General features: G+C 60.6%; 30 protein-coding genes and 1 other annotated feature. Of the genes, 15 read left to right on the top strand and 15 right to left on the bottom strand.

The features are described 5' to 3' along the window. Nucleotides 1-65: 65 nt before the first annotated feature. The 4 genes from C8D95_RS21005 to C8D95_RS22205 form a co-directional block, all read right to left on the bottom strand. Entirely contained in the window at nucleotides 66-1,109 is a 1,044-nt protein-coding gene (locus tag C8D95_RS21005) for an NAD(P)/FAD-dependent oxidoreductase (protein WP_346243142.1), read from the bottom strand. 692 nt (nucleotides 1,110-1,801) lie between these two features. Continuing rightward, nucleotides 1,802-2,203: a thermonuclease family protein gene (locus C8D95_RS21010; protein WP_164721651.1), complete on the bottom strand. Its 402-nt coding sequence runs from the start codon at nucleotides 2,201-2,203 to the stop codon at nucleotides 1,802-1,804. A 73-nt stretch (nucleotides 2,204-2,276) separates the two neighbouring features. Then, nucleotides 2,277-3,275: a two-component system sensor histidine kinase NtrB gene (locus C8D95_RS21015; RefSeq protein ID WP_164721652.1), complete on the bottom strand. Its 999-nt coding sequence runs from the start codon at nucleotides 3,273-3,275 to the stop codon at nucleotides 2,277-2,279. Between the two features lie 41 nt (nucleotides 3,276-3,316). Next, complete coding sequence (locus C8D95_RS22205) at nucleotides 3,317-3,907, bottom strand: hypothetical protein (protein WP_164721653.1); 591 nt, start codon at nucleotides 3,905-3,907, stop codon at nucleotides 3,317-3,319. A gap of 353 nt (nucleotides 3,908-4,260) precedes the next feature. Here C8D95_RS22205 and nirK point away from each other — a divergent pair, with 353 nt between their 5' ends. Both nirK and C8D95_RS21025 read left to right on the top strand, forming a co-directional pair. After that, entirely contained in the window at nucleotides 4,261-5,409 is a 1,149-nt protein-coding gene (gene nirK / locus C8D95_RS21020; RefSeq protein ID WP_109761164.1) for a copper-containing nitrite reductase, read from the top strand. 297 nt (nucleotides 5,410-5,706) lie between these two features. After that, a complete protein-coding gene (locus C8D95_RS21025) occupies nucleotides 5,707-5,952 on the top strand; it encodes a DUF1858 domain-containing protein (protein WP_109761165.1) in 246 nt (81 codons plus the stop codon). On the opposite strand, the gene C8D95_RS21030 is transcribed toward C8D95_RS21025, so the two are convergent. Continuing rightward, the gene (locus C8D95_RS21030) at nucleotides 5,943-6,638 is read right to left on the bottom strand and encodes a Crp/Fnr family transcriptional regulator (RefSeq protein ID WP_109761197.1); all 696 of its coding nucleotides are present in this window, start codon (nucleotides 6,636-6,638) and stop codon (nucleotides 5,943-5,945) included. The genes C8D95_RS21025 and C8D95_RS21030 overlap by 10 nt on opposite strands. Nucleotides 6,639-6,736: 98 nt before the next feature. On the opposite strand from C8D95_RS21030, the gene C8D95_RS21035 reads away from it, so the two are divergent. The 3 genes from C8D95_RS21035 to C8D95_RS22360 all read left to right on the top strand — a co-directional run bounded on the left by C8D95_RS21035 (nucleotide 6,737) and on the right by C8D95_RS22360 (nucleotide 8,608). Next, entirely contained in the window at nucleotides 6,737-7,165 is a 429-nt protein-coding gene (locus C8D95_RS21035; protein ID WP_109761166.1) for a pseudoazurin, read from the top strand. Between the two features lie 78 nt (nucleotides 7,166-7,243). Next, nucleotides 7,244-8,437 (top strand): NnrS family protein, encoded by a 1,194-nt coding sequence (locus C8D95_RS21040; protein WP_109761167.1) that lies wholly within the window; start codon nucleotides 7,244-7,246, stop codon nucleotides 8,435-8,437. A 30-nt stretch (nucleotides 8,438-8,467) separates the two neighbouring features. Then, the gene (locus C8D95_RS22360; RefSeq protein ID WP_164721520.1) at nucleotides 8,468-8,608 is read left to right on the top strand and encodes a hypothetical protein; all 141 of its coding nucleotides are present in this window, start codon (nucleotides 8,468-8,470) and stop codon (nucleotides 8,606-8,608) included. A 31-nt stretch (nucleotides 8,609-8,639) separates the two neighbouring features. On the opposite strand, the gene C8D95_RS21045 is transcribed toward C8D95_RS22360, so the two are convergent. Both C8D95_RS21045 and C8D95_RS21050 read right to left on the bottom strand, forming a co-directional pair. After that, nucleotides 8,640-8,993: a PRC-barrel domain-containing protein gene (locus tag C8D95_RS21045; RefSeq protein WP_164721654.1), complete on the bottom strand. Its 354-nt coding sequence runs from the start codon at nucleotides 8,991-8,993 to the stop codon at nucleotides 8,640-8,642. 120 nt (nucleotides 8,994-9,113) lie between these two features. After that, the gene (locus tag C8D95_RS21050; protein WP_109761169.1) at nucleotides 9,114-9,449 is read right to left on the bottom strand and encodes a DnaJ family domain-containing protein; all 336 of its coding nucleotides are present in this window, start codon (nucleotides 9,447-9,449) and stop codon (nucleotides 9,114-9,116) included. A gap of 194 nt (nucleotides 9,450-9,643) precedes the next feature. Between C8D95_RS21050 and C8D95_RS21055 the strand changes: the two genes are divergently transcribed. Together C8D95_RS21055 and C8D95_RS21060 are read left to right on the top strand one after the other, a co-directional pair. Further along, nucleotides 9,644-10,072 (top strand): DUF2383 domain-containing protein, encoded by a 429-nt coding sequence (locus tag C8D95_RS21055; RefSeq protein WP_164721655.1) that lies wholly within the window; start codon nucleotides 9,644-9,646, stop codon nucleotides 10,070-10,072. A 275-nt stretch (nucleotides 10,073-10,347) separates the two neighbouring features. Further along, complete coding sequence (locus tag C8D95_RS21060; RefSeq protein ID WP_109761171.1) at nucleotides 10,348-10,908, top strand: glutathione S-transferase family protein; 561 nt, start codon at nucleotides 10,348-10,350, stop codon at nucleotides 10,906-10,908. 14 nt (nucleotides 10,909-10,922) lie between these two features. On the opposite strand, the gene C8D95_RS21065 is transcribed toward C8D95_RS21060, so the two are convergent. Together C8D95_RS21065 and C8D95_RS21070 are read right to left on the bottom strand one after the other, a co-directional pair. Then, nucleotides 10,923-11,213, bottom strand: coding sequence for a recombinase family protein (locus C8D95_RS21065; RefSeq protein ID WP_109761172.1), 291 nt, complete (start codon nucleotides 11,211-11,213; stop codon nucleotides 10,923-10,925). A 94-nt stretch (nucleotides 11,214-11,307) separates the two neighbouring features. Then, nucleotides 11,308-11,688, bottom strand: coding sequence for a DUF6481 family protein (locus tag C8D95_RS21070; RefSeq protein WP_109761173.1), 381 nt, complete (start codon nucleotides 11,686-11,688; stop codon nucleotides 11,308-11,310). A 469-nt stretch (nucleotides 11,689-12,157) separates the two neighbouring features. On the opposite strand from C8D95_RS21070, the gene C8D95_RS21075 reads away from it, so the two are divergent. From C8D95_RS21075 to C8D95_RS21110, 8 genes are all read left to right on the top strand, one after another. Continuing rightward, complete coding sequence (locus C8D95_RS21075; RefSeq protein ID WP_109761174.1) at nucleotides 12,158-12,766, top strand: glutathione S-transferase family protein; 609 nt, start codon at nucleotides 12,158-12,160, stop codon at nucleotides 12,764-12,766. A 189-nt stretch (nucleotides 12,767-12,955) separates the two neighbouring features. Further along, entirely contained in the window at nucleotides 12,956-13,165 is a 210-nt protein-coding gene (locus C8D95_RS22670; RefSeq protein ID WP_164721521.1) for a hypothetical protein, read from the top strand. Nucleotides 13,166-13,386: 221 nt separating this feature from the next. Beyond that, the gene (locus C8D95_RS21085) at nucleotides 13,387-14,049 is read left to right on the top strand and encodes a Stf0 family sulfotransferase (protein ID WP_164721656.1); all 663 of its coding nucleotides are present in this window, start codon (nucleotides 13,387-13,389) and stop codon (nucleotides 14,047-14,049) included. Continuing rightward, nucleotides 14,037-14,963, top strand: a complete 927-nt coding sequence (locus C8D95_RS21090) for a glycosyltransferase family 2 protein (protein ID WP_109761177.1) — start codon at nucleotides 14,037-14,039, stop codon at nucleotides 14,961-14,963. Before C8D95_RS21085 ends, C8D95_RS21090 begins: the two co-directional genes overlap by 13 nt. A 211-nt stretch (nucleotides 14,964-15,174) precedes the next feature. After that, nucleotides 15,175-15,933, top strand: a complete 759-nt coding sequence (locus C8D95_RS21850; protein WP_164721657.1) for a glycosyltransferase family protein — start codon at nucleotides 15,175-15,177, stop codon at nucleotides 15,931-15,933. An 878-nt stretch (nucleotides 15,934-16,811) separates the two neighbouring features. Then, nucleotides 16,812-16,868: a sequence feature (sul1 is cis-regulatory element that is thought to sense ions involved in sulfur or methionine metabolism; They are found in Alphaproteobacteria), on the top strand. A gap of 68 nt (nucleotides 16,869-16,936) precedes the next feature. Further along, the gene (locus C8D95_RS21095; protein ID WP_109761178.1) at nucleotides 16,937-18,427 is read left to right on the top strand and encodes a SulP family inorganic anion transporter; all 1,491 of its coding nucleotides are present in this window, start codon (nucleotides 16,937-16,939) and stop codon (nucleotides 18,425-18,427) included. Between the two features lie 13 nt (nucleotides 18,428-18,440). Beyond that, a complete protein-coding gene (locus C8D95_RS21100; RefSeq protein ID WP_109761179.1) occupies nucleotides 18,441-19,295 on the top strand; it encodes a universal stress protein in 855 nt (284 codons plus the stop codon). Between the two features lie 444 nt (nucleotides 19,296-19,739). After that, nucleotides 19,740-20,198 (top strand): hypothetical protein, encoded by a 459-nt coding sequence (locus tag C8D95_RS21110; protein WP_126918556.1) that lies wholly within the window; start codon nucleotides 19,740-19,742, stop codon nucleotides 20,196-20,198. A gap of 326 nt (nucleotides 20,199-20,524) precedes the next feature. Here the strand turns inward: C8D95_RS21110 and C8D95_RS21115 are convergent, their stop codons facing one another. From C8D95_RS21115 to C8D95_RS21140, 6 genes are read right to left on the bottom strand one after another with little or no spacing between them, the layout of a single operon-like run. Further along, entirely contained in the window at nucleotides 20,525-20,932 is a 408-nt protein-coding gene (locus C8D95_RS21115; RefSeq protein ID WP_109761181.1) for a Na+/H+ antiporter subunit G, read from the bottom strand. 8 nt (nucleotides 20,933-20,940) lie between these two features. Then, the gene (locus tag C8D95_RS21120) at nucleotides 20,941-21,210 is read right to left on the bottom strand and encodes a K+/H+ antiporter subunit F (RefSeq protein ID WP_109761182.1); all 270 of its coding nucleotides are present in this window, start codon (nucleotides 21,208-21,210) and stop codon (nucleotides 20,941-20,943) included. Next, on the bottom strand, nucleotides 21,207-21,698 hold the full coding sequence (locus C8D95_RS21125) for a Na+/H+ antiporter subunit E (protein ID WP_109761183.1): 492 nt from the start codon (nucleotides 21,696-21,698) through the stop codon (nucleotides 21,207-21,209). The genes C8D95_RS21120 and C8D95_RS21125 overlap by 4 nt, the downstream gene beginning before the upstream one ends. Nucleotide 21,699: 1 nt before the next feature. Continuing rightward, nucleotides 21,700-23,244, bottom strand: a complete 1,545-nt coding sequence (locus C8D95_RS21130) for a monovalent cation/H+ antiporter subunit D (RefSeq protein WP_109761184.1) — start codon at nucleotides 23,242-23,244, stop codon at nucleotides 21,700-21,702. Continuing rightward, the gene (locus C8D95_RS21135) at nucleotides 23,241-23,606 is read right to left on the bottom strand and encodes a Na+/H+ antiporter subunit C (protein WP_109761185.1); all 366 of its coding nucleotides are present in this window, start codon (nucleotides 23,604-23,606) and stop codon (nucleotides 23,241-23,243) included. The genes C8D95_RS21130 and C8D95_RS21135 overlap by 4 nt, the downstream gene beginning before the upstream one ends. Before the next feature lies 1 nt (nucleotide 23,607). Continuing rightward, nucleotides 23,608-26,493 (bottom strand): monovalent cation/H+ antiporter subunit A, encoded by a 2,886-nt coding sequence (locus C8D95_RS21140; RefSeq protein WP_282957645.1) that lies wholly within the window; start codon nucleotides 26,491-26,493, stop codon nucleotides 23,608-23,610. Nucleotides 26,494-26,568: the final 75 nt, after the last annotated feature.

Here is a 26,568-nt window from a genome sequence, read left to right on the forward strand (position 1 = left end):
TCCCCTACCCCGCCCTGTTATTCGACAGAACCAGCGTCCGGATCGGCGATGGCAGCGTCGCTCCGTCAATCGCCGCTCGTCCCGCGCAGCGACCTCCCCTCCGCCCTACGTGCCGCATTGTGGACAGCAGTCGCCGCGATCTCGCCCTGCGCCATGGCGACCGCGATCTGGTTGAGCCCGGTGACCACATCGCCCGCCGCGTAGAGGCCCGGCACCGACGTCGCCTGGTGCGCGTCAGTCTCGATCCTGCCGTCCGCCGCAAGGCGCGGCCGCAAAGCCTTCACGAGCTCTGTCTGGGGTTCGATACCCATGCCTGAATAGGCCACGTCAAACTGCCGGAAGCCACCTTGTGCGAGGAGAAGTCGGACTTGGCCGTTCTCGCAGCGGACCTCGCGCACAGCGCGGTCAAGCACTGCGACGCCCGCCTCCGCTAGTGCCGCCCGCTCTTGGGGATCCGGCGCGGGGTCGCCTCCGAGTGCGGCAAGTGTGACGTCGTTCGAGTACCGACTGAGAAACAACGCCTCCTCGACTGCATGTCGTCCAGAGCCCAGAACCGCTATCCGCCCGTCAGTCGCCTCGTATGCGTCGCAGATCGGGCACTGACGGATGGTGCCCCGGCGCACGTGTTCCCAAGCGCCCTCCATGGCAGGGAGAATGTCCAGCGCCCCCGTTGCCAAGATGACCGCTGGTGCAACCCAACGTCCCCGCTCCGCGTCTACCCAAAAGGCGTCGCCTGCCCGTTCGAGCCGCGTTGCGCTCGCGTTCACGGTCTCCACTCCGAACTGCGCCATCTGTGCCCGCATCCGGTCAAGGAGTTCCGTGCCCGCGATCCCGTCTGGGAAGGCCGGATGGTTGTGACTTCGGGGAATCCATTTCGCGCGGCTGTCGCCTGCGTCCAGAAGGCCCACGCTGCGCCGGAATCGCGCAAGGTAGATTGCCGCTGTCATGCCTGCGGGTCCGCCGCCGATCACGATACAGTCGCGACGCGTGTCCAAGATGGTCGGGATGTCCTCACTCGGTATGGGCGCATCTCGCTCCCTCGGAACGGCCACATTGTCGGCCTTCGCCGAAAAGGCTGGCTCTGCGTGGCGCGTTGATGACATGGTCATCCCACCTCCTGAGGTCCAGTGCGGTAATTCGCTCGGGACAGGCTCATAGCCCGTGAGATCCTGCTAAAGCGATCAAATGGCGTCAGCAGTTTGCCTCACCCACTCCCGATGCCGAAGTTCGTCGTCCAAGGCCCGTGAAGGCCGATCAAGACACTAGAACTGACACAGGACCCATCAAGGTGTCAGACGGAGCTGCCCGCGGAGAACATGTAGTCCCCAGACGTGTGAGCAACGATGTATGAAACATCACGCAACGCCCCATTAACCTTAACACCGTAAGGACAAAAACTTGTCGAGTTGCCCGGAACCTCCGGGTCCTTCATCTTGGCCTCATTGGACCGAGTCCGATGTGTGTGTAACGAGTGAGACTGGCGGAGCCGGGGGCGTCACCTCTGGCCCGCTCAGTTAGGTCGAGAAGTTGGTGAAGTATGTTTCCTGAACCTGACTACTTTCGTTCGGCTGCTGCATGGCGGCTGGCTCAGTTCGGTGATGCGACCACTTGCGCCACACTCGCCTTCGCTGTGGGGAAGCTGTCCGACGCCTCTCTTGACGCGCTGCAAGATGAACTGGAGTTCTTCACCGAAACCGGGTTCGTTGGGCCTCAGCTGTCTGAGTTGCTTGCATTCCTGCAGGGCCCAGGAAGAGCGTTGGTCACCAGATCATCGAAAGCGAGATGGCGGCTTGGTTGTCAGTCAGTCGCACCAGAACTTCCGACCGTCCGGCGCCTTGCGAGCTAGCCCCTCCGCAACGAGGATCTCGCCAACGTCCCTGCCGCTCACGAACAGCCTCGCAAACTTCTTTCCATTGGAATCCTCACCGAGTCTCGTCATGAAGAGGTCGCCGCTCTTCAGTATCTTCAGCAATCGGTCGGCAGCCTTCTTCCCAAGCGCCGCTTCTTCGTCACCGCCACAGAGGTCACCTTTCAAACGGGGAACGTCGTAGCCCTGGAACCGGAAAAGCTCACCCTGGAGCCAGACGGTGGCTCCGTCGACGACGCAGGTCACATTTCGACGCGGTTCGCAGTGCTCGATTGCAGCTGCAGGCGCGGCGGACAGCGCAGCCGCGAACGCGAGAAGAGAAGCCTTCGCCAGCATGACCGTGACACCTCTGCAGCAGAGACGATGTCGTCCGCAGAGAAGAAGATAGGTTCGCTTTTGGTTTCGTCGACTATTCCGCCGGGACATCAGAGCCACGTGCTTGCTCGACGGTCCTTGCCTGATTGAGTCTTATCACGAAGCGAGCCCCACCCTCGGAGACGTTCTCCAGGGCAACCTCGCCGCCGGCATTGCGCGCCATGCCCGCCACCTGCGCCAATCCCAAACCCGTGCCTTGCGGCTTGTCCGTAATGAAGGGCTGGAAAAGAGTTCGCTGCAGCTTTGCCGAGACGCCAGGACCGTTGTCGCACACGACAATCTCGGCACGTTCGCCGACCGACGAAACTTCTATGGTAATGCGCCCCTGACCTTCCAACGCATCACGAGCGTTAACCACGAGGTTGAGAAGGGCAAGTTCAAGCTGATCCCTGTTCGCGACCACAGCCAGATGACTTTCCATCTCGTCGATCGACAGGGCGACGCCGTCACCAGCAGCCTGCTCGAGAAGGTACCGAAGACCATTGAGCATTTCGCTGACGTCGACCGTTTCAAGTTCCGTGTCCTTTCCGTGAGACAGGCTCAGAAGCTGATTGGCAAGACGCGTTCCCTTCGACACCGAGTCCTCGATCAGCGCGACATACGACTTGATTTCGTCGTTCCTCGTCTTGCGCTTGATGAGGTTCAGTCCCGACTGAAGCGAGGAAATCACGTTGCGGAAGTCGTGGACGATGGTCGCTGTGAACTGGGCGACTGCCTGCGAACGCTGGAGGTTCAGAAGATGCTCTTCGTTCTTCCGCCTTCTGACAACTTCGCGTGCGGCCAGGACGAAAAGCCCAAGGCCTGCCAGGATTGCTGCCAACAGGCCAAAGGTGATGACCGCAGCGGCCCTCTGCAGCGGACGGTCCAGCACCGCGCTGCTGATCGCCACATGGCTCGACCATCCGGTCAGCTCAGAGGTTGCGTAAGCGGTGTAGTTGGTGAGCGCCTCGTAGGTGGTTCCCGCATAAATGCCATTGCCACCCTTCGCGACTGCATCAAGGACGTAGGAGGTCCCGGGCGTTCCAACGCGCACTGCGTAGTCGATGGAGCGAGCGATGAACTCGCCCTCCCGATCTACGAGTGCCGCAACTGAGTCCTCGGCACCCGTTGCATCAGCATTTCCTGGTAGGTTTGCGGATAGGTGAATGCTGTAAGAATGTGGCGATTGTTCCCAGGGATTTCGGTAGTAACGGTGACGCATGGACAATAGAGGCCATCACGTTCAACGCCTCCAATGTCCCAGCCGTCCGCGTTGATGTCCGCGACCCAGGACAATTCAGGCGCGTAATCGATAGAATCCTGGGTCACTGAGAAGAGGCTCTCGCCACTCGAGCTATCTGTGAGAAGAAGCGCCTGCCACCCCGGCATAAGTCCCACGGCTTCCTGCGCGCGACGTGCCCCTGCATCCAGGTCACCACTCCTGAATGGACTTGCCTGAGCAAGGATGCGCAGCGTGACGAGGTCGCTGGCGACACGTGCGTCAGACAGGAGAGTGAGCATGTCAGCAGCGGTCACGGCGCGCTGACGCGCGTAGTCAGCCTCATCGCTCAGCCGATAATAGAGCAGCACGAAAGCGACGGCCAGTGCAGGAAGCAGCAGCGCAAGCCCCAACAGCAAGTAGACCGTGAACGCGCCGTCCAGTCCCCCACGTCTGAGCTTCGCCACGCAGTTCGCCTCACTGTTGAAGTCTGGTCCGGTCTCGTCAGCCGAAAAGCCGCCTATCGTGTGTCAGACGCTCGAAAAGAAGTAAGAAGACTATTCGGAAAAGCCGGTCAATGGACTTCTGTCGAGTCATGGGTCCGCCGGTGGCCGCTCGATCGACGCCAGGTGCCGAATGCTAAGGCCTGTCCGACAGATAAACCATCTCCTTACGGGGCAACCCAAAATCACGATGTAGTCGTCATCTCGGGCGGGGTTCTCCATGACTGGACACGCCAAGCTTGCGTTTGGACAACGTTCTCCCGCTCCATCACCTCTAATTGAAGGTCAACTTACTTCGATCTGAAAGGACGCACGAGATGTTGACCCGAAGAGCCGCACTGTTGGGAGCCGCAGGCATTACCTCACTTCCCTTCCTCGCTAAGGCCGCAAGCGCCGAGGAAATCATGGACACGTCGATGGCGCCGCCCGCCGACGTGTCGAACCTCCAGCGCATCAAGCACAAGCTGGTGCGACCGCCGATGGTTCACGCGCACGACGAGGTCGCGCCGGGCGAGCCCCGTATCGTCGAGTTCGAGATGCAGATCGTAGAAAAGGAGATCGAGGTCGACGACGGCGTCTACCTCCAGGCGATGACGTTCCACGGGTCGATTCCCGGCCCCCTCATGGTGGTGCACGAAGGTGACTACGTCGAACTGACGCTCTACAATTCGCCTGAGAACATGTTGCAGCACAACATCGACTTCCACGCCGCGACAGGTGCTCTCGGAGGCGGGTCGCTGACGCTGGTGAACCCCGGAGAGAAGACGGTCCTCCGCTTCAAGGCGACACGTCCCGGCACCTTCGTTTATCACTGTGCGCCCGGAGGTCCGATGATCCCCTGGCACGTCGTGAGCGGCATGTCCGGCGCCATCATGGTCCTGCCGAGAGACGGCCTGAAGGACCACGAGGGCAACTCTGTGCGCTATGACCGCGTCTTCTACATCGGCGAGAACGACTTCTATATCCCGAAGGACGAGAACGGAGACTACAAGCGCTTCGAAGATGTCGGCGAAAGCTATCCCGACACGCTCGAGGTGATGAACGGCCTCATCCCCAGCCACGTCGTCTTCAACGGCAAGGTCGGATCGCTGACCGGCGACAACGCGCTTCACGCCTCGCAAGGCGAGAAGGTGCTGTTCGTCCACAGCCAGGCCAACCGAGACACGCGTCCTCACCTGATCGGCGGTCACGGCGACCTCGTGTGGGAGCGCGGCAAGTTCAACAACCCGCCGCAGCGCGACCTCGAAACCTGGTTCATCGCGGGCGGTTCCGCCGGCGCGGCGCTCTACGAGTTCCTCCAGCCGGGTGTCTATGCCTACGTCAACCACAACCTGATCGAGGCCGTGAACCTCGGTGCTACGGCGCACGTGGTGGTCGACGGCGACTGGAACAACGACCTGATGGAACAGGTGCAGGCGCCCGCCGAGTACAACGCCAACTACGAGGGCAAGACCGCGCTGCCTTAGGCCGGGACCGTCTCGAAGCGCAGTCGTCACAGGGGCGGCCGGAACAGTCCGGCCGCCCCGATTTCTTCGAGGAGCCTGAACATGAAGACACTCGCCGCTTTGGCGGGCCTTGCCGGCCTAGAGACGACGCGACGACCCATGCGGCTTGGCTGTCCGAACGAACTGGCGAGACGTGGCGCCTGCCGACCGCCGATTTTGCTCATGAGCGATGTCCATGTCGGACCGCCGCGCCGCTTGTTGCGGAAGCGCAAAGAGGCTGGGGGAAGCCAGGCTCAGAATGCCCTCGAAAGGACTCGCATGGCTCGCCCGGACTTCGACGACCCCGATCTGCCGCTTTCGGTGCTCTTCGCCGAATGCCCGGAGGTCGCGACGGTGTTCCTCGACCGCCGCATGCTGTGCCCGGGTTGCCCGATTGCACCGTTCCATACCGTTGTCGACGCCTGCCTCGAATACGGGCTGGACGAGAGCGAATTTCGTGCCGAACTGCGCCGCGTCGTCGTCTCGGAAGGCTCAGGCCGACCTCTCGAGACGCGTCACTCCTGAATGCCGCTAAGGACCACGAGGCGGTGGGGCGCCGTGACGACGATGTGCTTGCGTGTCGAGCGGACGAGGCCGTCCTTCTCCCACGCCGACAAAAGACGGCTTACCGTGTGGAGCGTCGTGCCGGTCATCTCGGAGATGTTCTGGCGGGTGACCGGAAAGGCGATTTCTATTCCTTCCGTCGTCTTTCGTCCGCTTTGGTTCACCATCCGCAACAGGGCGCAGGCCACGCGCTTCTCGACGGCCTGCGTCGCCATCTCGGTCAGCGTTTCCTGGATCTGGCCGATCCGCTGACCGAGGGTCGTATAGGTCTGGGTCGCAAACCCTTGATACTTCGACATGAACTCAGACCACAGGCTCACGGGCCAGGACAGGGCGATGGATTCGGCCGCGGCGATGGAGGTGGCAGGATAGGTGTCGCGGTGCAGGGCGGGCGCAATCCCGAAGAGCTGGCCGGGCGAGATGTGCAGGACGATGATCTGGTCGCCACCCGGCGTGCTGCGCACCACGCGGAGATAGCCGTCGAGCAGCAGATAGAACCGGTCTGCGTCATGGCCTTCGCGGAAGATGTCCGTACCTTCCTCGTAGCGGCGCGAGACGGCCTGATCGAGGATTTCCCTGATCTGCGGCCGTTCCAGCAGCGAGAAGGGAGGAAGACCCTTCAAAAGGCTCTCGTCGAGTTTAGGCACGACCACTCCAGAGTTTGTCCAAGAACAACGTCTGCGACCCTGTGATAGGTCAAAACAGCGGCAAGAGAAACGACATGAACGCCTGAAAGGACTGTCCGATGCTGAAAGCTCTGATGATGACCGCCGCCCTCGCAACCATAGCCGGCACCGCCGCCGCCGAGACACACGAGGTCAGGATGCTGAACAAGGGAGAGGCCGGCGCGATGGTCTTCGAACCCGGCTACGTGAAGGCCGCGCCGGGAGACATCGTGAAGTTCATCCCCACCGACAAGGGCCACAACGCCGAGAACATCGAGGGGATGCTTCCCGAGGGCGTCGCGGAGTTCAAGTCGGGTATCAACGAAGAGTTCGAGTTGACGGTCAATGCAGAGGGCCTCTATGGCATCAAGTGCACACCGCACTACGCGATGGGCATGGTTGCTCTCGTGCAGGTGGGAGAGGCCGTGAACCTCGACGAAGCCCAAGCCGTCAAGCAGAAAGGGAAGGCCAAGACCCGGATGGCCGACCTGATCGCACAGGTCCAATGACGCATCGTCCTTGATCATCTGTCTGTAGGTGCGGCGGAACTGGCTGCCGCCCCTACTGTCCCTTGTCGGAGCAGAGGAATGTCCAAGCGAGGCAGGTATGACGGACCAGCGCTCTTGTCGTCTGGCTTCCGTCCCTTTTTTCTGGTTTCCATCCTCTTCGCAGCAATCGTCATTCCGGTCTGGTGGTTTGTCTGGACAGGCCGGACGTCACTTGCCGGTCCGTTCACGCCAGCGGACTGGCACGTCCATGAAATGGTCTACGGCTACGGTGCAGCGGTGCTGGCGGGGTTTCTGTTCACTGCGGTGCCCAACTGGACCGGCCGGCTGCCGACGAGGGGCTGGCCTCTAATGTCCCTCTTGTCCCTCTGGTTTGCCGGCCGGATCAGTGTCGCCGGCCTGATCGCTCTGCCTGCGTCCGTTACCGCCGCCGTGGACCAGTCCTTTCTCCTGGCCGTCACCCTCATGATTGCACGCGAGATCGTGGCAGGCCGGAATTGGCGCAATCTGAAGGTTCTCATGCCGGTCGCGCTGCTTTGGCTTCTGAATGTCCTCTTCCACGCCGAGGCGATCGCGTCCGGCACGGCGGACTTCGGACGAAGAGCAGGAATGGGGGTGCTGATCTTTATGATCATGCTGATCGGGGGTCGAATCCTGCCAAGCTTCACACGGAACTGGCTTGCGGCCAGAGGTCATGAGCGGTTGCCCGTTCCGTTCAACAGCTTCGATGTGTTGTGCCTGGCAACAGGTGCAGTGGCACTCGTCGCCTGGGTCGTGGCAGCCGATACGTGGACGTACGCCGCGCTGGCATTTCTCGCTGCCGGTTTGCATCTTGTCCGATTGGGGAGATGGCAAGGTACCGCAACCGCGAAGTCTCCGCTCCTGCTGATGCTTCATCTGGCGTATCTTTTCATACCTCTTGGCTTCTTCGGCACCGCTTTGGCGACGTGCGGCGTCGCACATCCGGCCGTCGGCCCCCACCTGTGGGGCATTAGCGCGATTGGCGGAATGACGTGCGCTGTCATGATGCGTGCAACCATGGGTCACACCGGTCGCCAGCTAAATGCCGGGCCGATGTTGACGTCGGCCTTCCTGCTCGTCGTTGGTGCTGGAGCTGCAAGAGTTGCCGACCCCAGTATCTCTGCGCACGGCGTAGATGGGGCAACACTTGCCGTGGTCCTGTGGACGCTCGCATTTGCCGTAATGGCGACCGTGCTCTTTCCTTGGCTCGTGCTGCCGAAATCCGACACTCCTCGAAAAGCTAACGTTACCTAGGAGCATCCCGGGTGCAGAAGCGTGCCTCGGGTGCTGGACATCTATGTCGAGCGCTTCTTCCGGATCTGGCAGTTCTACCTAGCCGCAGCGGAAATGGCGTTCCGACATGGGCGCCAGGCGGTCTTCCAGTTGCAACTCGCGAAGAACCGAACAATGCACAGTGTTACCTGACGCGGCGATGACGGGCCGCCCCACTTGCCGTTCAGATCCAGTAAGGCGCCACTCCGTAATAGTCATAGGTGCGGCGTTCCCAGTCGCGGTCCCTGTGCCAATCGTCGGTTCTCGCCGGCGCTCCTTCGACTTGGTCAGCAGTGATGTCCGTAACGAAACCCTGTTTTGCAGTGTCGTAATGGAGCTTGTTCCAGGGAATCGGATAGTGTTCTTCACCAAGACCCAGGAATCCGCCAAAGCCCATGACGGCATAGGCGACGTTGCCCGACTGCTTGTCGATCATCAGATGATCGATTGACCCGATGTGTACGCCGTCGCGCCCGTAGACTTCAGTGCCGTTAACGTCCGCAGACGAAACCATGTTGGATGTACCAGAGGTAGGCATGATTGATCTCCCTTTTGGTGAAAGATCAACGGACAGGCCAATCTGCGGTTCCGCGGAACTGTGACGCGGCACGAGGCGACTTCGTGATCAGCCTGTCAACGCAGCTGCGGCTCACTCCCCTCAGCGAGACATGAACCTCCGGCGCGCCTCGACAGCAGTATTGTACCGCTGTTCGAGCTCCGCGATGAGAGCCATCGCCAGACGCCTCTCTTCTTCGCTCTTGGCTTCTCGAAATGCCTGTCTGGCTGGTTCCAGCAGTTTCTTGATCCTGAACTCCTCGGGCAAGGCCCCTGCCTCGGCCATTATCCGAACCGCAACCTGGGTTGCCATGTCGGTGAAGGCCTCACCGGAATGATCTGGCAGAGGCTTGCCTTCGCCCGTCAAGCCTATGAACTGCCCCTCTGCGATGGCCTTGCTGATCTGCCGTTCGACGAGCGTTCTCAGTGATCGGGACATGAGCTTCTCCCTTCGATCTGTAGACTCATCGCATCATCTCAACTTCCGTGCAGGCCTTTGGCAGGGGCCGGAACAATCGCGCTGGAATAGCAGCCATACGTTGCTTCTGTCGCATGGAACCGCGTGACGGGTCTCAGGTTTCATACGAAGCGAACCGGTAACGGCCCCTCATCGTCGCAATGGAGCTCTTCAACATGACCAACACACCCAAATCTGGCCTGCACCAGACCCTAACCGCGACGAACGACGTCTTACAGGGATATGACACCATGCTGCCGCGCGCCGACGCGGAGATCGCAGGTGTGATCGCCGAACTCACGACGATGCATCGTCGTCACGCGAACGCGCTGGAGCAGCGGCTCGCCGCTTTGGGCGAATCCGGGGAAGACGACGGATCGCTGCAGGGAACAATGAACGCCGCCGTGGTGACGCTCCGCGACTGGATCACGGGCCTGGACGAAAGTTCCCTGGACGCAGTTCTGCGTGGCGAGAAGGCCGTCATGGACATCTACGACGACGCGATGACCGACTGGTCCTCCTCAGACGATCCCGAGACTGCCGCATTACTAGGGACACAGTTCAAGGAAATCAGCGAGCAGGTGGCCCGCCTCGCGAACCGTTGAATTCCGTCGGCGCCTGGAGAGGCTGGCCTCAGCACATGGTAGGAACCCTGACGAGGCCGACGCGGTGGTCGATCAGGCCGCCTGCCGGTGCTTAGTCCATCCCGGGCCTGCAAGACCGCCTATAAGCAGAAGACCGGTCGCGGGACGCCCCGAGGGTATTGGCATTCACAGCGAGCTGCTGCACGCTATCCCCCGACAGGCCGACGCCGTCGGACGCATCGGGATCGACATCGAACATGCTGGCGTGCGGCCGCCGAGGCCGTATAGCTGGAGCGATGACCGACCTCACACTCTGGCACGCGCCCTTGTCCCGCTCGACCCGAATTCTCTGGCTGCTTGAGGAGATCGGCTGTGCCTATCGTCTGGAGACGCTGCCGTCGTCGCGCACCCTGGACACGGCGCTGCTTCCGGGAAGTCCGCCGGCGCTGTCCGATGGCGAAGTAATGATGCACGAGACAGGCGCGATGGCCGAGTGGCTCTGCGAAACCCGCGCTACCCATCTCTGGCGGGAGCCGGGCGCTCCGGGTCGCGCGGGTTGGCTCGATTGGCTGCATTTCGCAGAGACCATGGTCCAGCACGTGGCGCGAAGAGAGGAAGCGGGAGCACCGGCGCGTTTGACGGATGCTCTCCAACTTCTGGGCTCATGGATCGGGGATTCCGAATGGTTGCTGAGCAAGTTCTCTGGCGCTGATTGCCAGGTCGGGTATTCCGTTTGGGTTGCGTCTCAGGCGAGACCGTTGGCCGATCACCCGGCGTTGGCGGCCTACCTCGGGCGCTGCGCGGCGCGACCGGCGTTCCAAGTGGCTTTTGGCGGGAGCGAAGCAAGGTTGATGTAACAGCTCGCGGGCAGTCACTTCTTTCCTGCACGATTAAATCGCCCACCTCCGCGGAGCCGCGCCAGCAGCTTTCGGACCTTCGACACGTGCCACCTGCCGTTGCGCCGCGTTCGGATAGCCCGACCGTTCAGATCGGCCGCGACCTCGCGCAGTGTCATGTCGCGGTCCGCTTGCAGGACCGCCAGCACAGGAGCCAGCGCCTGGGCGAAGGCATTGGCATTTGCGCTGACAGCCTCCCGGAGCGCGTAACCTCCCGTGCCAGACCCCCTGAGCAGCGCCGCACCGTTCGGATTGCCGAGCTTCACGCCTCGCGTCTTGGCGACCGCAGCGCCTCCTTCGTGCGCCAGGCAATCGCTTCTCGCACTTGCCGGGCGACAGCGAACTACCGCGACCTGATTGTCACTTCTGTCTCGCTTTTCGATCGGCGTAGCGCCGGTCGCGTTCAGCCTTTCGGGCGGCTTCATCCTTGACGACGCGAGAGACGCGGTCATCCAGAGCCTTTTCCCTAGCTGCGACCTCGGCTTCGGCTGCAGCATCGGCGGCCGCCTGGTCCCTCGCTGCATCGGCTTCAACACGCGCCTGTTCATCGAGCTTGGCCTGATGGCGCTCGGCACGCCGTTCGTCTCGGGCTGCGGCCACCTTCAAACGCTCTTCTTCCCGAGCAAGTCGTGTCGGTTCTGCGGCTGCCTTTGCTGCACGGTGGGCGTCAAGGAGAGCAGCTTTGGCATCGGCAGCGGCGCCACGGCGGTCGGTAAGATCGTCGTCCTTGGGCTTTCTCATGATGTCTTCCGTCAGATAGGATTGGGGCCGCCTAGCGCGCGCGTCCGCCATAATAGAGAACTCGCGAACATTCAACAGCTCGTAGCGGCACGAGCCCCATAACGCCGACGGCCGGGCACCTGGCTCCGGATTTGCCTACATTCCCCCTGCTGGCGCTGCGACAGGCATGAAGGGCTGTTCTGGCAGCAGGTCGTCAACTTGCCAGTCGGGCCATGAGGTCGCGCACATGCGACACCTGCCACCGCCCGCCGATGGCCTTCCGTTGCGTTTCAAGCCCAAGCCCCGACTGGCCTTGCCGGGCGGTCGACACGCGCCGGATGCCCTCTAACTCCGCTCTGCGGACGAGCTGCCGCTCTCTGCACATCGAGAGTCATCGACGAAGTCGCATGACCAGTATAGGTCATCGCGATCCGCATCGCATCTACGCGACGACGCCAACCGTCGCGAGCGCCAACGAGAGAGTAACACTATGCCCGATCCGATCGTCCGCTATTTCGATTTTGCCGGGAGCCGCGGCGAGGAAGTGAGGCTTGCGCTGGTGATTGCGGGGGTGCCGTTTGACGATGAGCGTCTAACTCGTGACGACTTGGCCCGCATTAAGGCTGATCTGCCGTTTGGATCCTTGCCTGTGCTGGAATTTCCCGAACGTGGAATTTTTTCCCAAACCAACGCTATTCTAAGGTTGATTGGGCGGTTGCACCATCTTCATCCCGACGATCCGTGGGATGCGGCACGGCACGACGCTGTGCTGGAGGCATGCGAGGATTTGCGACACCGCATCTCGGCGACCTCCCGGATCACCGAGGCAACGGAACGGCAGGTCGCACGCAAGAACCTTGCAGACGGCTTCATTCCCCACTGGGCGAGGGGCATCGAAGACTTGATTGGCGAGAACCCTTTCGTCGGAGGAACGCAACCGGCGGTTGCCGACGTGAAGATCTACATGATGGACAAGGCTCTGCGAGGCGGCGCTTTCGACGACATTCCGACCACGGTTCTCGACCCCTTTGCTCGTATTGGCGGAGTGGCGCGTGGCGTTGCAAGTCATCCGCCCGTGCAGGCCTGGTACGCGCAGTAGGGCGCCAGCCGCCGCAAGGGCATCTGGATGGGAGGCGTCCCGCCCTTCGGCTAGCGGGTCGAGAGGCGCAAGCTCATCGTAGATGGCGAACACGTCAGGCAGGCGCTCCGGATCTTCCGGCGCTTCATCGAGGTGGGATCCGGCACCATCCTCGCTCGCGAAGCGGCCGAGGGGATCGCGTCATCCTGCATGACCCGCGCTCTGCGCCTGACCCTGCTCGCACCCGACATTGTCGAGGCGATCCTGGACGGGACACAGGGGCCGGACGTGACGTTGGCACGGATGCTGGAGGGGCCTCCACACAACCGGCGGAAACAAGAATTGAACGTCGCACCGGGACGCAAAGGTGGCAATTCTCGCCATATGTCTTTAGAAGCGACCATGAACCCTATCAGGTGAGAAGCCAACAAGAAGTAATTCGGCCACGCTGCGCGCAGCTTTGTCCTGGACAACTATTCCATCCACTTGCTTTCGCAACGCAAACGAAAAGGAATGCACCTATGCGAGGCACAATTGTTCTAAGCGAGGGTCGCTCAGGAACAAACTGGCTTGGAGATCTGGCAAATAGCACAAATGCGCTAGGAAATTGCGATGAATGGCTGGCGCCTGTAGTCAATAACATGGACTATCAGAATACAAACGTGGATACCTTGATATCCAAAATAATCTCTATGGCGTCCACACCCAATGATATTTTCCTTCTAAAAGTGTTCCCTTATCAACTACTTGACTTCTTTCAATTCTACAAAGTGGATCCGCTACGGCGCATTGCATCATATAATGACGTTCAGTTTATCCGATTGGAACGTCGAGATCGTTTGGCTCAAGCCATCTCGTATACGAAGGCCTCTCAGGCAAAGGCGTGGACTTCAAGTGAAGGCAGGCGAGGTCCCTTGGAGTACAGTTTTGAAAGTATTTGCCGGTTTTATTTCTTAATCGAAAGATCCTATTCCTTTTGGAGGAGCTATACCGCATTGAATGGAATGCCAACCAAGACATTCATCTATGAGGATCTTTTACCTGACGGAAATGATTTTGTTCAGGCACTGGCGAACCACGCTGAAGTATCAGAATATCAAGGTACCTCATCAGCTCTTCAAGTACAGCGAGATTCCGTTTCAGAAGAGTGGCGATCGAGGTTTCTTGATGAGATAGGAGATAGGGAGCCGTTGGACTTCGTGTCTCCGTCTCGTCCGTCGCACTTAAGGGTGTCCAATTTTTGGCGTCTTCTTACTGGCACTCCCCTGAAACCTTATCCGCACCTGTATCAATGGCGTCCGTAAGTATCGTTGTCCCCACTTTCAACCGACCAAAGCTGCTTCCGCGAGCGGTCCGGTCAGCCTTGCTAGCCTGTCCGGAGGATGGTCAAGTCGTTGTTGTGGACGATCATTCCGTCATACCTGCAATTTCTGTGCTGAAAGATATTTCGGATACTCGCCTTAGAGTCATAACTAACGGCTATGAAAAGGGCGCATCTGGAGCGAGAAATTTTGGTGTCTTTTCAGCTTTCGGTGATGCCATCTTTTTTCTGGACGACGATGATGAAATGCTTCCCAACTATTGCCTGAGAGTCATGAAATCTGGCTTTCATGGGTCCTTGGCCGGCTATTGTGCAATAGAGCATGTTGAGTTGGATGGATCGACCCAGACCATCTCTAGGAGAGGCCTTGATCGTGGTCTAATTCCCGATAGCGCCTCGATGCGGAAGAAGATTGCAGGACTTCAGATGGGTTTTTGGATACGAAAAGACGTATTTCAGGAACTTGGCTGTCTCGATCCACTTCTTACCACCGATGAGGATACCGACTTCACTATCAGGATGTGCTCGGAGAACATCGGGCTGTGGTATGATCCCGACCCTGGCGTACGACAGTATTCTCATTTAACAGCGAATAAGGGAGGCCAGCTGACTAAGACTACACCTAAGGATGTGGTCGCAAGAAATTATCTCCGGACACTATCGAAAAACCATGCAACCTTCCCACCGATGCACAAGGCTCGCTGGTTCTTGCTTTCGCGGTTCCTCCGTCGAGCCATCGAGGCGCACGAATACAGGTTGGCCTGGAGAGTTGCAATGGACATCAAGCCTCTGTATCTTTCTATTTGCGGAATCGCATTCCTATCTGTCAAGACAATTGCGCGACCTCGTCGACACTTGACTTCGACTTTGATCAACCGACTTTTCATTCAGCGTTGAGTGATTAGTAGCCCGCGTGTGGCCTGGTGAAGACCTGAGCCATGGCACAACGAAATCCTGCTCAAGTCTAGGGCCAAGACCCGCGGACTACGTGAAACCGCCCTGCCCGCCTGAAGTCGATATGTTTTGACAAGATCCATCAAAGAGGGTCTCCTTAGTTCATGAGAGTTCTGATATTCACAGCTTTCTCGCGTCAGAATACCTGGGGGACATGGGAGTGCCAAATACAGTTCTTTCGATCAAATGGGGAACGGCCTTCGGCGCGTTCGATGTGAACATGCTCTTCCGAGCTTGTCTTGCTCATACGCCCAATGACTTGAAATTTGTGTGCTTGACGGACGACGCGAGCGGTTTGGACCCGCGGATCGACGCACGTCCGATACCCGACATCGCCTTGACGCCTGAAGAGGCTAAACGGCCCGGTGTCTGGCGCAAGCTGAGCCTGTTCTCTCCGGACATTGCTGATCTTGGTCGGGTTCTATTCCTCGACCTGGACATGCTTGTTGTCGGCGATCTCTCTCGTTTCTTTGAGGTCTCTGAGGGCGCTGTCTTTCAGAATATGGGTGAGAGTTGGCGCCCCGAACCACGAAGTGATGAAAAGATCACCGGAACGTGTATATTTTCCTTCGATACGAGTGGTGAGAGTTCGGTTCTAGATGCGTTCTTGGCTAGAAAGGAAGCCAACATGAATTCTTGGAACAATGAGCAAGAGTTCGTTGGCGCTCATGTTTCGCATGCATCTTATTGGCCTGAGGGAATGGTTGTCAGTTTCAAACGCCATCTGTGTCACAGAAACGGGATGGGGCTGTTTGCCAAACCCGCCTTGCCACTGCCAAGCGCATCAATTGTCGCATTTCACGGCAGGCCGCGTCCTTCAGACACAAGAGAAATGACACTTTGGGGCACCTTCCCCCACCTCCACCTAGGACCTGTCCCCTGGATTGAGAATTACTATCGACGTTTCGGCTAGAACGGAATTAACGGGACCCTATTTTCATGCGGGGCGTCACGTCAATGTGTCATCGAGAGCTCTTCGATGGGCCTTTTCAGAGGAACTTGATTTGCTAAATTGCTCTGACAGAGCCATCTCAGGAGCTCTTGGTGAACGCCCCTGACATCGAAGTGCATGGCGGCGACCCTCCTCTATTCTCGTCTTTCGAGTACCTTGCAGCCTCTTCACTAAATCCGCGCAGTCATGAGGTCCGGAGAATATCGGCCCAGAGTGACCGCTTCAGCGCCACCTGGCGCTGGAGCCAGTGCTCAGCCCAACCCGCATAACCCTCGAAGCCAACGAAAAAATTCGGCCGCAGCCGGATCGAGAGATCGATTTCGCGAGGGCCAGTGGCGGGGGAGACGGGATCGAGATCCAACGTTCCCCGCTTGGTAAGCTATTGATTTGTAAGGCAATGGCAATGATGCATCGGACCATTTGGTTCAAGGGCAACTGAAATCGGACCACGGACGAAAGATGACCCGCCGCCGATCCGGCCGCCGTGCGAGTTTGCCCACTTCTTGCCGGAGTCCTTCGTTCCAGAACCCGACTTGTTGTCGTCCTTGTCGTCCTTGCGGTTCGTAATCGTCTGTCTCCTTCACCGAGCTGTTTCGGCTGACAAGAACCCTGGTTCGGGCAGCGCAGGTAGGCCCTGGCAACTAATCCGCGCCAATAGATTCTTCACGTTCGCAACTTACAATCTCTCGACGCGGCGAGCCCGAGCCCAGCCCGAATTTTACAAAGGCAGCGGGACCGTCCGATGGTAAGGATCCAGCCACAGATCATGAGTTGAACTACTGGAGTGGTCTTTCGTGTTGCCATTCTTGGTTACAGTCCTTAGGCCGCACAGCAACAAACCTGGACCTGGATGCAATTCCGGGTGGCTCTTCCGGCCGCCGATCCGCCGGACAACCAAGGACACGGTGCCTTTGCACACTGACCTGGCGCAACCTGCGCCGGACCGGTATCGGAAACCATTCCAATGATCTCACTCGACGCCTACCGCGCCCAGTGGCTTGGCAACATTCGCGGCGACCTGCTGGCCGGGCTTGTCGTGGCCCTGGCACTTATCCCCGAAGCCATAGCCTTTTCCATCATCGCCGGGGTCGATCCCAAGGTTGGCCTCTACGCGAGCTTTTCCATCGCGGTCATCACTGCGATCACGGGCGGGCGGCCCGGCATGATCTCGGCCGCCACGGCCGCAACCGCCGTCCTGATGGTCACGCTGGTGCGGGATCACGGCCTGCAATATCTGCTGGCCGCGACCGTGCTGGCAGGGCTTCTGCAGATCGGCGCAGGGCTTTTGCAGCTCGGTTTCGTCATGCGCTATGTCTCGAAGTCGGTGATGACTGGGTTCGTCAACGCGCTTGCGATCCTGATCTTCATGGCTCAACTCCCGGAACTCGACCCGCGCGCGGTGACCTGGCTGACCTATGCGCTGGTCGCGGCGGGGCTCGCCATCATCTACCTGTTCCCTTTCCTGACGACAGCCGTGCCTTCGCCGCTCGTGACCATCGTCGTTCTGACGGCCCTGACGGTTGCACTGGGGCTGGACGTGCGCAACGTGGGTGACATGGGGGCGCTGCCCGATACATTGCCGATCTTCCTGCTCCCCGATATCCCGCTGACTCTCGAGACGCTGGTGATCATAGTCCCCTACGCGGTCGCCGTGGCCGTCGTGGGGCTTCTCGAAAGCCTCATGACCCAGAACATCATCGACGACCTGACCGATACGAAGTCGAACCGAAACCAGGAGTGCATCGGTCAAGGTCTTGCCAACACAGCGACCGGCTTCATCGGGGGCATGGCGGGCTGTGCCATGATCGGCCAGTCGATCATCAATGTGAAGTCCGGCGGCCGCGGGCGCCTGTCATCCTTCACGGCCGGTGTCGTGCTGCTGATCCTTGTCGTCGGCCTCGGCGATCTGGTCAGCATCATCCCCATGCCCGCCCTCGTGGCGATCATGATCATGGTCTCGATCGGCACCTTCTCGTGGTCGTCGATCAAGAACCTGACGGTCCACCCGCGCTCGTCGTCCATCGTGATGATCGCGACGGTCGTGACCGTGGTCTACACACACAACCTCGCCATCGGCGTGCTGGTGGGCGTCCTCTTGTCGGGCATCTTCTTCGCGGGCAAGATTGCGCAGCTATTCCACGTTACCTCCGAGATCAGCGACGACGGCCGGGTGCGGACCTACCACATCGCGGGACAGCTCTTCTATGGCTCGGTCGAGGACTTCATGGATGCCTTCGACTTCCGCGAAGCGCCGGAGCGCGTGGTGATTGACGTGAGCGCGGCACACATCTGGGACATCAGTTCGGTGCAGGCGCTCGACATGGCAATCCTCAAGTTCCGCCGCGACGGCGCCGAGGTCGAGGTGGTGGGCATGAACGACGCGACCGAAACTTTGGTCGACCGGCTGGCCATCCACGACAAGCCCGGTGCCATGGACAAGCTGATGGCGCACTGAAGGAGGAGACAGCATGACCGACAAGATCATCGCCCTGGTGGATGGCTCCATCTATTCCGAAAGCGTCTGCCACCTCGCCTCCTGCATCGCGCAGCGGACGCAAGCGCCCGTCGAGCTGATTCATGTGCTGGGCCGGCGCGAAGCTCCGGACAAGACGGACCTGTCAGGAGCGATCCGGCTCGGGGCGCGGACGACGCTGATGGAGGAACTGGCGGCGCTCGATGCGCAGCGCGCGAAACTGGTCAGTCATCGCGGACGCGCGATCCTCGAGGATGCCCGCGCCATCGTGGATCAGGACGGCGTGACCGAGATCACCACGCGCCTGCGGCATGGCGACATCGTCGAGGCCATCGGCGAGGTCGAGGACAATGCCCGCGTCATCGTCATCGGCAAGCGGGGTGAGGCGGCAGATTTCGCCAAAGGGCATCTCGGATCCAACCTCGAGCGCATCGTGCGCGCCGCGCACCGTCCGGTCTTCGTCGCCGCGCGCGCCTTCAAACCCATCGAGACGGTGCTCGTGGCCTATGACGGCGGCCGATCCGCAATGAAGGCGGTGGACCACATCTCGCGCAGCTCTTTCTTTGCCGGTCTGTCCGTCACCCTCGTGACCGTGGGCACGGAAACGGCCGAGACCAGAAAGAACCTCACGGACGCTAAAGCGTTGTTGAAGGCGGCAGGAATAGAAGCGGACACACGTATCGTGCCGGGCCAACCGGACGCTGAACTCGGCAAGATGGTCGACGGGGAAGGCTTCGGAATGCTTGTCATGGGCGCCTACGGCCACAGCCGTATCCGCAGCCTCGTCATCGGTTCGACGACGACCGAGATGATGCGATCCTGCAAGGTTCCGGTCCTGCTCTTGCGGTGATCGGCACGGCTGACCCCATAGCGGAAGAGCTTAAGGCTGCGTTTCTGCCCCGCCTTCGAGCGGAGTTGCAGGAGTTGCGGACCGCCTCGGCGCAGACGGCAGCCGACCGCAGACCGGTCGAGCTTGATCAGCAAAGTGTCGGCCGCCTCGGCCGAATGGACGCCATGACAGCATCCTCTGCGTTGGGGGCTTGGGATCGTGACGACTTGAGCCCATAGTTTGGGCAGACCCGCCGGATCAAAGCCCCCCCAAATTGGGCCACTGCGAAAGCAATAGCGAAGATCGAGCGCGGTGAACCCGCTGCGACTCTCGATGAAATCGGGGAAAAGTCGTCACGGAACTGGATATGGCGGCACGAGGGGTATCCGTCTAAGCCTGAGCGTCTGAACCATCGCAGAGCCCTATGACCTTGACCACATCGCGATGACCCATAGCTTGAAGGCCATGACAGTCCTGACGTGTGAAGCACCGCATCCTTCTCTTGCAACGGCCCTCCCGGGACGACTGCGTGCCGGCTTCCGGCTGTTCCAGATCAGGGATGTGCTCATCGCAGCCTGGCTCGTGCTGGCCGCCACGGCGGTTGTTTATGCCGACGAGCTTGGGCAGGACTGGATGCCGGAAGAACTTACACTCCCCGAGGATGCGGAGGTCGTCACAGATCGTGCGATTGGATCGACAGTCCGCATGTTCTCCATTTCAACGCGAGCTGATGTCGACGAACTGCTCGCGGTTTGGGAGGAGAACCTTGGCAGCAGCGGGTATTCTGTCACACAGGGCGCTGATGACCTTCTAATGCGGTCGATCGAATTCTCTGGGCCCGGAATTGCAAACGCCAAGATCATCGTCGCTCCCTCGACAAGTGACGGTCGGGGCCTCATCGAGTTCGATGCAACGCTGAGATAGTCGTAATCGGGCCGTTTAAGATTCTGCCGGAGGTGTTCCCCGGCAGACTTAGAACCGAGCGGCTCGGTTTCTGGCTGATGCCTTCTCCAGGCCTATTCGACGGGCACTGGAGCAGACGGCACGGTTTCGGAGACCGCGTCAGATGGGCACGATCTCGCCGAGCGGGCAGCCTTCGGGCCATGAAGCTTGCGCGCAGCAGGAGAGGCTTAGCGGCCAGACTGGAACCTACTCCCGGTCGCGATATTCAATGGCGCTGGGGCTGTTCCCGCATTTCCCGCATGGTGCTGACGCAACCGGGAAGGACCAAGCCCGCAGTACTAGGGACATCAGGTAATGGATCCTGGACGCGCTCCTTCGTTCTCTTTCTCCTGGTTCAGTGCAGGCGGATCGTCATAGACCGACCATCCGTATTCGCCACCCGATGCTGGAAGCTCATGCCTTTCGATGTTGCGGACGATGTAGGCTTTGGCGATAAAATTCGCGCTGATCGGTGCAGTCAGGAAGAGAAACAGGGTGATCAGGAGTTCGTGGAAAGACACGGACCCCTTGCTTGAGAAGAAATAGAGCATCGAGGCGATAAGCGCGCATCCGATCCCCAGCGTCGTCGCCTTGGTCGGCCCATGCAGCCGCTGTATCGTGTTGCCCAGCTTTACCAGCCCGAATGAGCCGACTAGGCCGAACACGCCGCCGAGGACGATGAAGACCGAGATCAGGATTTCCACGATACCGGACATGTCGCTCCTTATTCGATGATGTCGCCGCGCAGAACGAAGCGGCAATAGGCGACGGTTGAGACGAAGCCCACCATGGCGATCAGCATCGAGGCTTCGAAATAGACCGCCGTGCCTTTCCAGATCCCGTAGAGGACCAGCAGAGCGATCAGGTTGATCACCATAGTGTCGAGCGCGAGGATCCGGTCGGAGAGTGTCGGCCCGAAAGCGATCCGCCAGAGACAGAACAGGAGCCCGAGTCCGAAACAGGCGTAGGCGATCATCAGGGCAATGGCGATCATTCGAATACCTCCATAAGCGGCCGTTCATAGCGCTGCTTGATCCTATCCCGTTCGTGGTCCGGATCTTCGGTATGCAGGCAGTGAACGAGAATGGAACGTCCGTCCGCGGCCAGCATGGCGGAAACGGTACCGGGCGTCATCGTGATCGTGCCGGCGAGCACCGTGATCGCCTCGGGCGATCGGAGGTCGAGCGGGATGTTAATCCAGTGAGACCGGAAGTCCGCGTTCCGCTTGAACAGGATGATCCATGCAACCTGTACATTGGCCACGATGATGTCCCAGAGCACGACCAAGACGTATCTGACAGCCACGAGGGGACGGCGGAGCCTCGGACGATTGGGCCAGTAGGGCGCCGTGATCATCGGCACCACGAGGCCGAGGAAAGCACCGAGCAACAGGTTCCCCAGTGTCACGGTGTTGACTAGGCCCAGCCAGACGACGACCAGGGTGACGCTCAGAAGCGGATGCGGGATGAGGCGGCCAATCATGTCAGGTCTCCCCCTCCGTTCCAAGGACCGAGGTCACGTACCCATCCCTGTCGAAGATCTGCGCGGTCGTTCCGTCGAGATACCCGACGAGCGGCCCGGCAAAAATGGTCAGCAGGGCCAACAGCGCAATGGTCGTCATGACCGAGGCAAGTCCCGCCACACCGGCAGGTCGGGCGGCGGCGGTTGGCTCCGCCTGCACAACGGGACCTCCTGACGCAGCGGGCAGTAGCGCGGTGGATTTCCAGAACAACGTGCTCCCGGCCCGGGCGAACCCGACGATGGTCACGAGCGAGCCGATCAACACCGCGCTCCAGGCCCAGGCCATGGTTCCCGGCTCGCGCAGCGCGTCCAGAACCATCAGCTTTCCGATGAAACCGCTCAACGGCGGCATCCCGGCCATGCCGATCGCCGCCGCGAAAAAGAGCGCCGCGAACAGCCCGTTCTGCGAGGTTGCCGGCACGGCGACAAGTCGATCGCCCGCGCGGCGCGCCGTCACCAGATCGGCCAGGAGAAACAGGGCAGCTGCGGCGAATGTGGAATGGACGAGGTAGTACAGTGCGGCGGTTGTCGCGGCGGGCGAGAAGGCCGAGATGGCCACCATCAGTGTGCCCATGGATCCCAGGACCGAGAAGGCAATCAGCGCCATCAGATGCCGCGCACCGAGCACGCCAATCGCGCCGACCGCGATCGTGACAATGGCGGCCGGAAAGAGCCATGTTCCGGCCATTCCGTCGGTTGCCGCGATTCCGGGACCGAATATGAGCGTGTGGATGCGCAAAATCGCATAGGCCCCCACCTTGGTCATGATCGCGAAAAGCGCAGCGACGGGCGCCGGGGCGTTGGCATAGGTGGCCGGCAGCCAGAACTGCACGGGAAACAGCGCGGCCTTCAACGCGAAGACGATCATCAAAAGCATGGCGGCCACGCGGATCAACGCGCCCTCCTCCACGGGTATGTCCTGCAGGCGCAGCGCGAGATCGGCCATGTTCAATGTGCCGGTGGTCGAATAGAGCACGCCGAGGGCAAACAGGAACAGCGTCGATCCTGCCAGGTTGATGACCACGTATTGCAGCCCGGCGCGCATCCGGTCGCGCCCGCCGGAATGGACCATCAGCCCGTAGGAGGCGATGAGCAGGATCTCGAAGAACACGAAAAGATTGAAGATGTCGCCGGTCAGGAACGCGCCGGTGATTCCCATCAACTGGAACTGAAAAAGCGCGTGGAAATGCCGGCCCCGTGCATCCCACCCCGTCGTGACGGCATGGATGAGGACCAGCAACGCCAGTATGGTGGTCACAAGCACCATCAGGGCCGAAAGCCGATCGAGCACGAGGACGATGCCGAACGGCGCTGGCCAGTCGCCAAGATAATAGACCTGTGGATCGCCCGCAGCCGTCACAAAGAGCCCGAGGGCGATGGCCATCAGCGCGATGGTTCCGGCAATCGAAGCTGTGCGCGCCAGCGGCATGTCATGGCGCATGACGAAGCCGAGGACCGGTGCCAGCAGCGCCGGCAGGATCACAGGCGCGATGATCCAGTGGTTCATTGCGTCGCGCCTCGGCCGGTTTCCTCGTCTTTCTCGGCTTGCGGCAGGTCGATTCGGTCGTCATCGGATTCCAGATATGACGCGAGCGCGACCATCACCAGCACGGCGGTCATGCCGAAGGAGATGACGATGGCCGTCAAGACAAGCGCCTGGGGCAGCGGGTCGGTGTAGCTAGCCTCGCCATAGGGTGACAGGATCGGCGGCAGGTCGATGGCAAGCCGCCCCGATGCGAACAGAAAGACGTTCACGGCGTAGGAGAGGAGCGCGAGCCCGAGAATTGTCGAAAACGCTCTGAGGCGGAGGATCAGGTAGATACCTGCGGCGGTCAGTGCTCCGACGGAACTGGCCACGACGAATTCCACGCTATTTCTCCTCTTTGACGATACGTGACCGCGTCGACGGGTCGTAGTCCATGGGTTCCGGATTGACCGTTTCGCCCGCGTAGTGCGCGATCCGCGACAGGCTGTAGAGCATCAGCATCACCGCCCCCAGAACCGCCAGGAACACACCGAGATCGAACAGCATTGCAGTGGCGAGTTCGAATTCCTCGATCGGCGGAAAGTGGAAATAGTCATAGCCGCTGGTCAGGAACGGCTTTCCGCCCAGCCATGCGCCGGCGCCGGTCAGGCCGGCGATCACCACGCCCCAACCAATCATCGTGTGATATTCGATCCGCTGGCGGCTCTGGGTCCAGGCGAAGCCCGACGCCATGTATTGCATGAGCAGCGCGATCGACACGACTAGACCGGCGACGAAACCTCCGCCCGGCTGGTTGTGCCCGCGCAGAAAGATATAGATCCCCACAAGGATGGCCATCGGCATCATCACGCGGGTCGCGATGACCATCATCAGAGGATGTCGATCCCGGGAGCGGTCACTCGAATAGTCGGTATTGCGCAATTTGCGCGCGGCCGGACCGTTCAGGAGCGCCTCCATCACCGCATAGATGATGAGCCCCGCGATCCCCAGGACGATAATCTCGCCATAGGTATCGTAACCGCGGAAATCGACGAGAATGACGTTCACGACGTTGGTTCCGCCGCCGCCCTCGTAGGAATTCGCGAGATGATATTCGGAGATTGACGGCGTATCGCGCAGCAGGAACATGTAGGCAAGGGCACCCACTCCTGCCCCGGCCGCGACAGCGATCACGCCGTCTCTGATCCTCCGCCCGACAGAACTTTCGACCGGCGACACCTTGGGCATGTAGTGGAGCGCCAGCAGTAGTAGCATGATGGTCACTGTCTCGACCGATATCTGCGTCAGGGCCAGGTCCGGGGCCGAAAGGTAGACGAAGCCCACCGAAACCGTCAGGCCGATGACGCCGATCACGACGAGCGCCCGGAACCGGTCGCGATGCATCAGCACGACCGATCCCGTCGCCACCAGCAGAAGGACCCAGCCCACCAGAACTACCGGCGGGACCGGCAAGAGGTCGCGCGTGGCCGCAGGCAATCCGCCACCGCGCCAGGCGAGGTAGCCGAGTACAGTGGTGGAGGCGACGAAGATCGCCAGGTAACGGGACATCGCGCCGTCATGGGTCAGTTGCGTGAAGCGCTGCGACAGACCGGTTGCCCCGCCGACCACGCTGTCGAAGATCGCCTTGGCCTCGGGCCGGCGCGCGGCGATCCAGGCCCGGTCAAGCGGATGATGGATCGCCAGCAGGGCCGCCCCGCCCAGAACCGCGATGGCCGACATGAAGAGCGCGGGCGTGACCCCGTGCCATATCTTGAGATGGAACTCGGGCAATACACCCCCGGTCACCGCGCCCGCCGCAACACGCACGAGCGGCTCGACGATGTGCGGAAGGAGGCCGATCAGGACGACTAGCCCGACCAGCAGGGCGGGCGCGACCCACAGGCCGAATGGCGGGTCGTGCGGTTTGTGGGGATAGTCCGCGCGCACCGGACCAAGGAAGACATGCCCGATGAAACGGAAAGAATATGCGACCGACAAAAGCGCGCCCAACGTGGCGAGCGCGGGCAGCGCGTAGGGGCTGCCCGCCCACGTCGTGTGCGCGGCCTCCTCAAGCATCAGTTCCTTGGACAGAAAGCCGTTCAGCAGCGGAATGCCCGCCATCGACAGCGCCGCGAGCGCACCGATGACGAAGGTCACGGGCATGAGTGTTCTGAGCCCGCCAAGTCGCTTGATGTCGCGCGTATGCGCTTCATGGTCGATGATGCCTGCGGTCATGAAGAGCGCGGCCTTGAACGTCAGGTGGTTGATGATGTGAAAGACAGCCACAACCGCCGCCATCGGTGTCCCGAATCCCAGCAGCATCGTCATCAGGCCCAGATGACTGACCGTCGAGAAGGCCAGGAGCGCCTTCAGATCGTCCTTGAACAGCGCGATCAGTGCGCCCAGCACCATGGTGACCAGCCCTGTGGTCGCGACGATGTAGAACCACGCGTCGGTACCTGCCAGCACCGGCCACATCCGCGCCATCAGGAACACGCCCGCCTTTACCATGGTGGCCGAATGCAGATAGGCCGAGACCGGCGTCGGCGCGGCCATCGCGTGCGGCAGCCAGAAGTGGAACGGGAACTGCGCCGACTTGGTGAATGCGCCCAGCAGGATCAGGATCAGCGCCGGCATGTACCATTCCGAAGTCCGGATCGCCTCGCCCTGCAAGAGGATGTCGGTCAGCTTGTAGCTCCCGGCGATCTCGCCGAGGATCAGCATTCCGGCGATCATCGCCAGCCCACCGCCACCGGTCACAGCAAGCGCCATCCGCGCGCCTTGTCGCCCCTCGGGCAGGTGCTTCCAGTAACCGATCAGGAGAAATGACGAGAGGCTCGTGAGTTCCCAGAAAACCAGCAAGAGCAGGATGTTGTCGGAAAGCACGATGCCGAGCATCGCCCCCTGGAACAGCAGAAGGAACGTGTAGAACTGGCCCATCGGATCATCGCCCGAAAGGTAAAACCGCGCATAAAGCGTGATCAGCAGCCCGACGCCGAGTATCATCACCGCGAACAGAAGGCCAAGTCCGTCGAGGAAGAACGCGACCGAGAGCCCGAGTTGCGGCAGCCAGGCAAGCTCCACAGCGATCACTTGCCCGTCCATCACCGAGGGGGCGAGCAGCAGCAGCATGATCAAGGAAAGTGCCGTAGGAAGTGCGGTGAAGATCGCACACGAATTTCGCCCGGCGCGGATCATGGGCCCCGGAAACAGCGCGCCGATGAACGGGAGCAGCACGATGATGATGAGCGATAAGTCGTTCACGACTACAGTTGCTTCCTGCTCGGTCACAGCGGTGTCTTCAGGTCAATAATGCACGGAAAATTGGCATCGGGTCGGTTCATTGGCTGGCGTGTGAACGATCGG

The sequence above is a fragment of the Silicimonas algicola genome, from assembly GCF_003148765.1.
Classification (GTDB): Bacteria; Pseudomonadota; Alphaproteobacteria; order Rhodobacterales; family Rhodobacteraceae; genus Silicimonas; species Silicimonas algicola.

Coding starts and splice junctions, on each gene's coding strand:
- C8D95_RS21125 (WP_109761183.1), bottom strand. CDS start 21,698: ATGATTGGCCGCCTCATCCCGCATCCGCTTCTGAGCGTCACCCTGGTC.
- C8D95_RS21075 (WP_109761174.1), top strand. CDS start 12,158: ATGCCCGATCCGATCGTCCGCTATTTCGATTTTGCCGGGAGCCGCGGC.
- C8D95_RS21005 (WP_346243142.1), bottom strand. CDS start 1,109: ATGACCATGTCATCAACGCGCCACGCAGAGCCAGCCTTTTCGGCGAAG.
- C8D95_RS21110 (WP_126918556.1), top strand. CDS start 19,740: ATGACAGTCCTGACGTGTGAAGCACCGCATCCTTCTCTTGCAACGGCC.
- C8D95_RS21040 (WP_109761167.1), top strand. CDS start 7,244: ATGTCCAAGCGAGGCAGGTATGACGGACCAGCGCTCTTGTCGTCTGGC.
- C8D95_RS21055 (WP_164721655.1), top strand. CDS start 9,644: ATGACCAACACACCCAAATCTGGCCTGCACCAGACCCTAACCGCGACG.
- C8D95_RS22670 (WP_164721521.1), top strand. CDS start 12,956: ATGACCCGCGCTCTGCGCCTGACCCTGCTCGCACCCGACATTGTCGAG.
- C8D95_RS21850 (WP_164721657.1), top strand. CDS start 15,175: ATGGGAGTGCCAAATACAGTTCTTTCGATCAAATGGGGAACGGCCTTC.
- C8D95_RS21060 (WP_109761171.1), top strand. CDS start 10,348: ATGACCGACCTCACACTCTGGCACGCGCCCTTGTCCCGCTCGACCCGA.
- C8D95_RS21010 (WP_164721651.1), bottom strand. CDS start 2,203: ATGCTGGCGAAGGCTTCTCTTCTCGCGTTCGCGGCTGCGCTGTCCGCC.
- C8D95_RS21115 (WP_109761181.1), bottom strand. CDS start 20,932: ATGTCCGGTATCGTGGAAATCCTGATCTCGGTCTTCATCGTCCTCGGC.
- C8D95_RS21025 (WP_109761165.1), top strand. CDS start 5,707: ATGGCTCGCCCGGACTTCGACGACCCCGATCTGCCGCTTTCGGTGCTC.
- C8D95_RS21050 (WP_109761169.1), bottom strand. CDS start 9,449: ATGTCCCGATCACTGAGAACGCTCGTCGAACGGCAGATCAGCAAGGCC.
- C8D95_RS21095 (WP_109761178.1), top strand. CDS start 16,937: ATGATCTCACTCGACGCCTACCGCGCCCAGTGGCTTGGCAACATTCGC.
- C8D95_RS21070 (WP_109761173.1), bottom strand. CDS start 11,688: ATGAGAAAGCCCAAGGACGACGATCTTACCGACCGCCGTGGCGCCGCT.
- C8D95_RS21045 (WP_164721654.1), bottom strand. CDS start 8,993: ATGCCTACCTCTGGTACATCCAACATGGTTTCGTCTGCGGACGTTAAC.
- C8D95_RS21100 (WP_109761179.1), top strand. CDS start 18,441: ATGACCGACAAGATCATCGCCCTGGTGGATGGCTCCATCTATTCCGAA.
- C8D95_RS21035 (WP_109761166.1), top strand. CDS start 6,737: ATGCTGAAAGCTCTGATGATGACCGCCGCCCTCGCAACCATAGCCGGC.
- C8D95_RS21130 (WP_109761184.1), bottom strand. CDS start 23,244: ATGAACCACTGGATCATCGCGCCTGTGATCCTGCCGGCGCTGCTGGCA.
- nirK (WP_109761164.1), top strand. CDS start 4,261: ATGTTGACCCGAAGAGCCGCACTGTTGGGAGCCGCAGGCATTACCTCA.
- C8D95_RS21090 (WP_109761177.1), top strand. CDS start 14,037: ATGGCGTCCGTAAGTATCGTTGTCCCCACTTTCAACCGACCAAAGCTG.
- C8D95_RS21120 (WP_109761182.1), bottom strand. CDS start 21,210: ATGATCGCCATTGCCCTGATGATCGCCTACGCCTGTTTCGGACTCGGG.
- C8D95_RS21085 (WP_164721656.1), top strand. CDS start 13,387: ATGGACTATCAGAATACAAACGTGGATACCTTGATATCCAAAATAATC.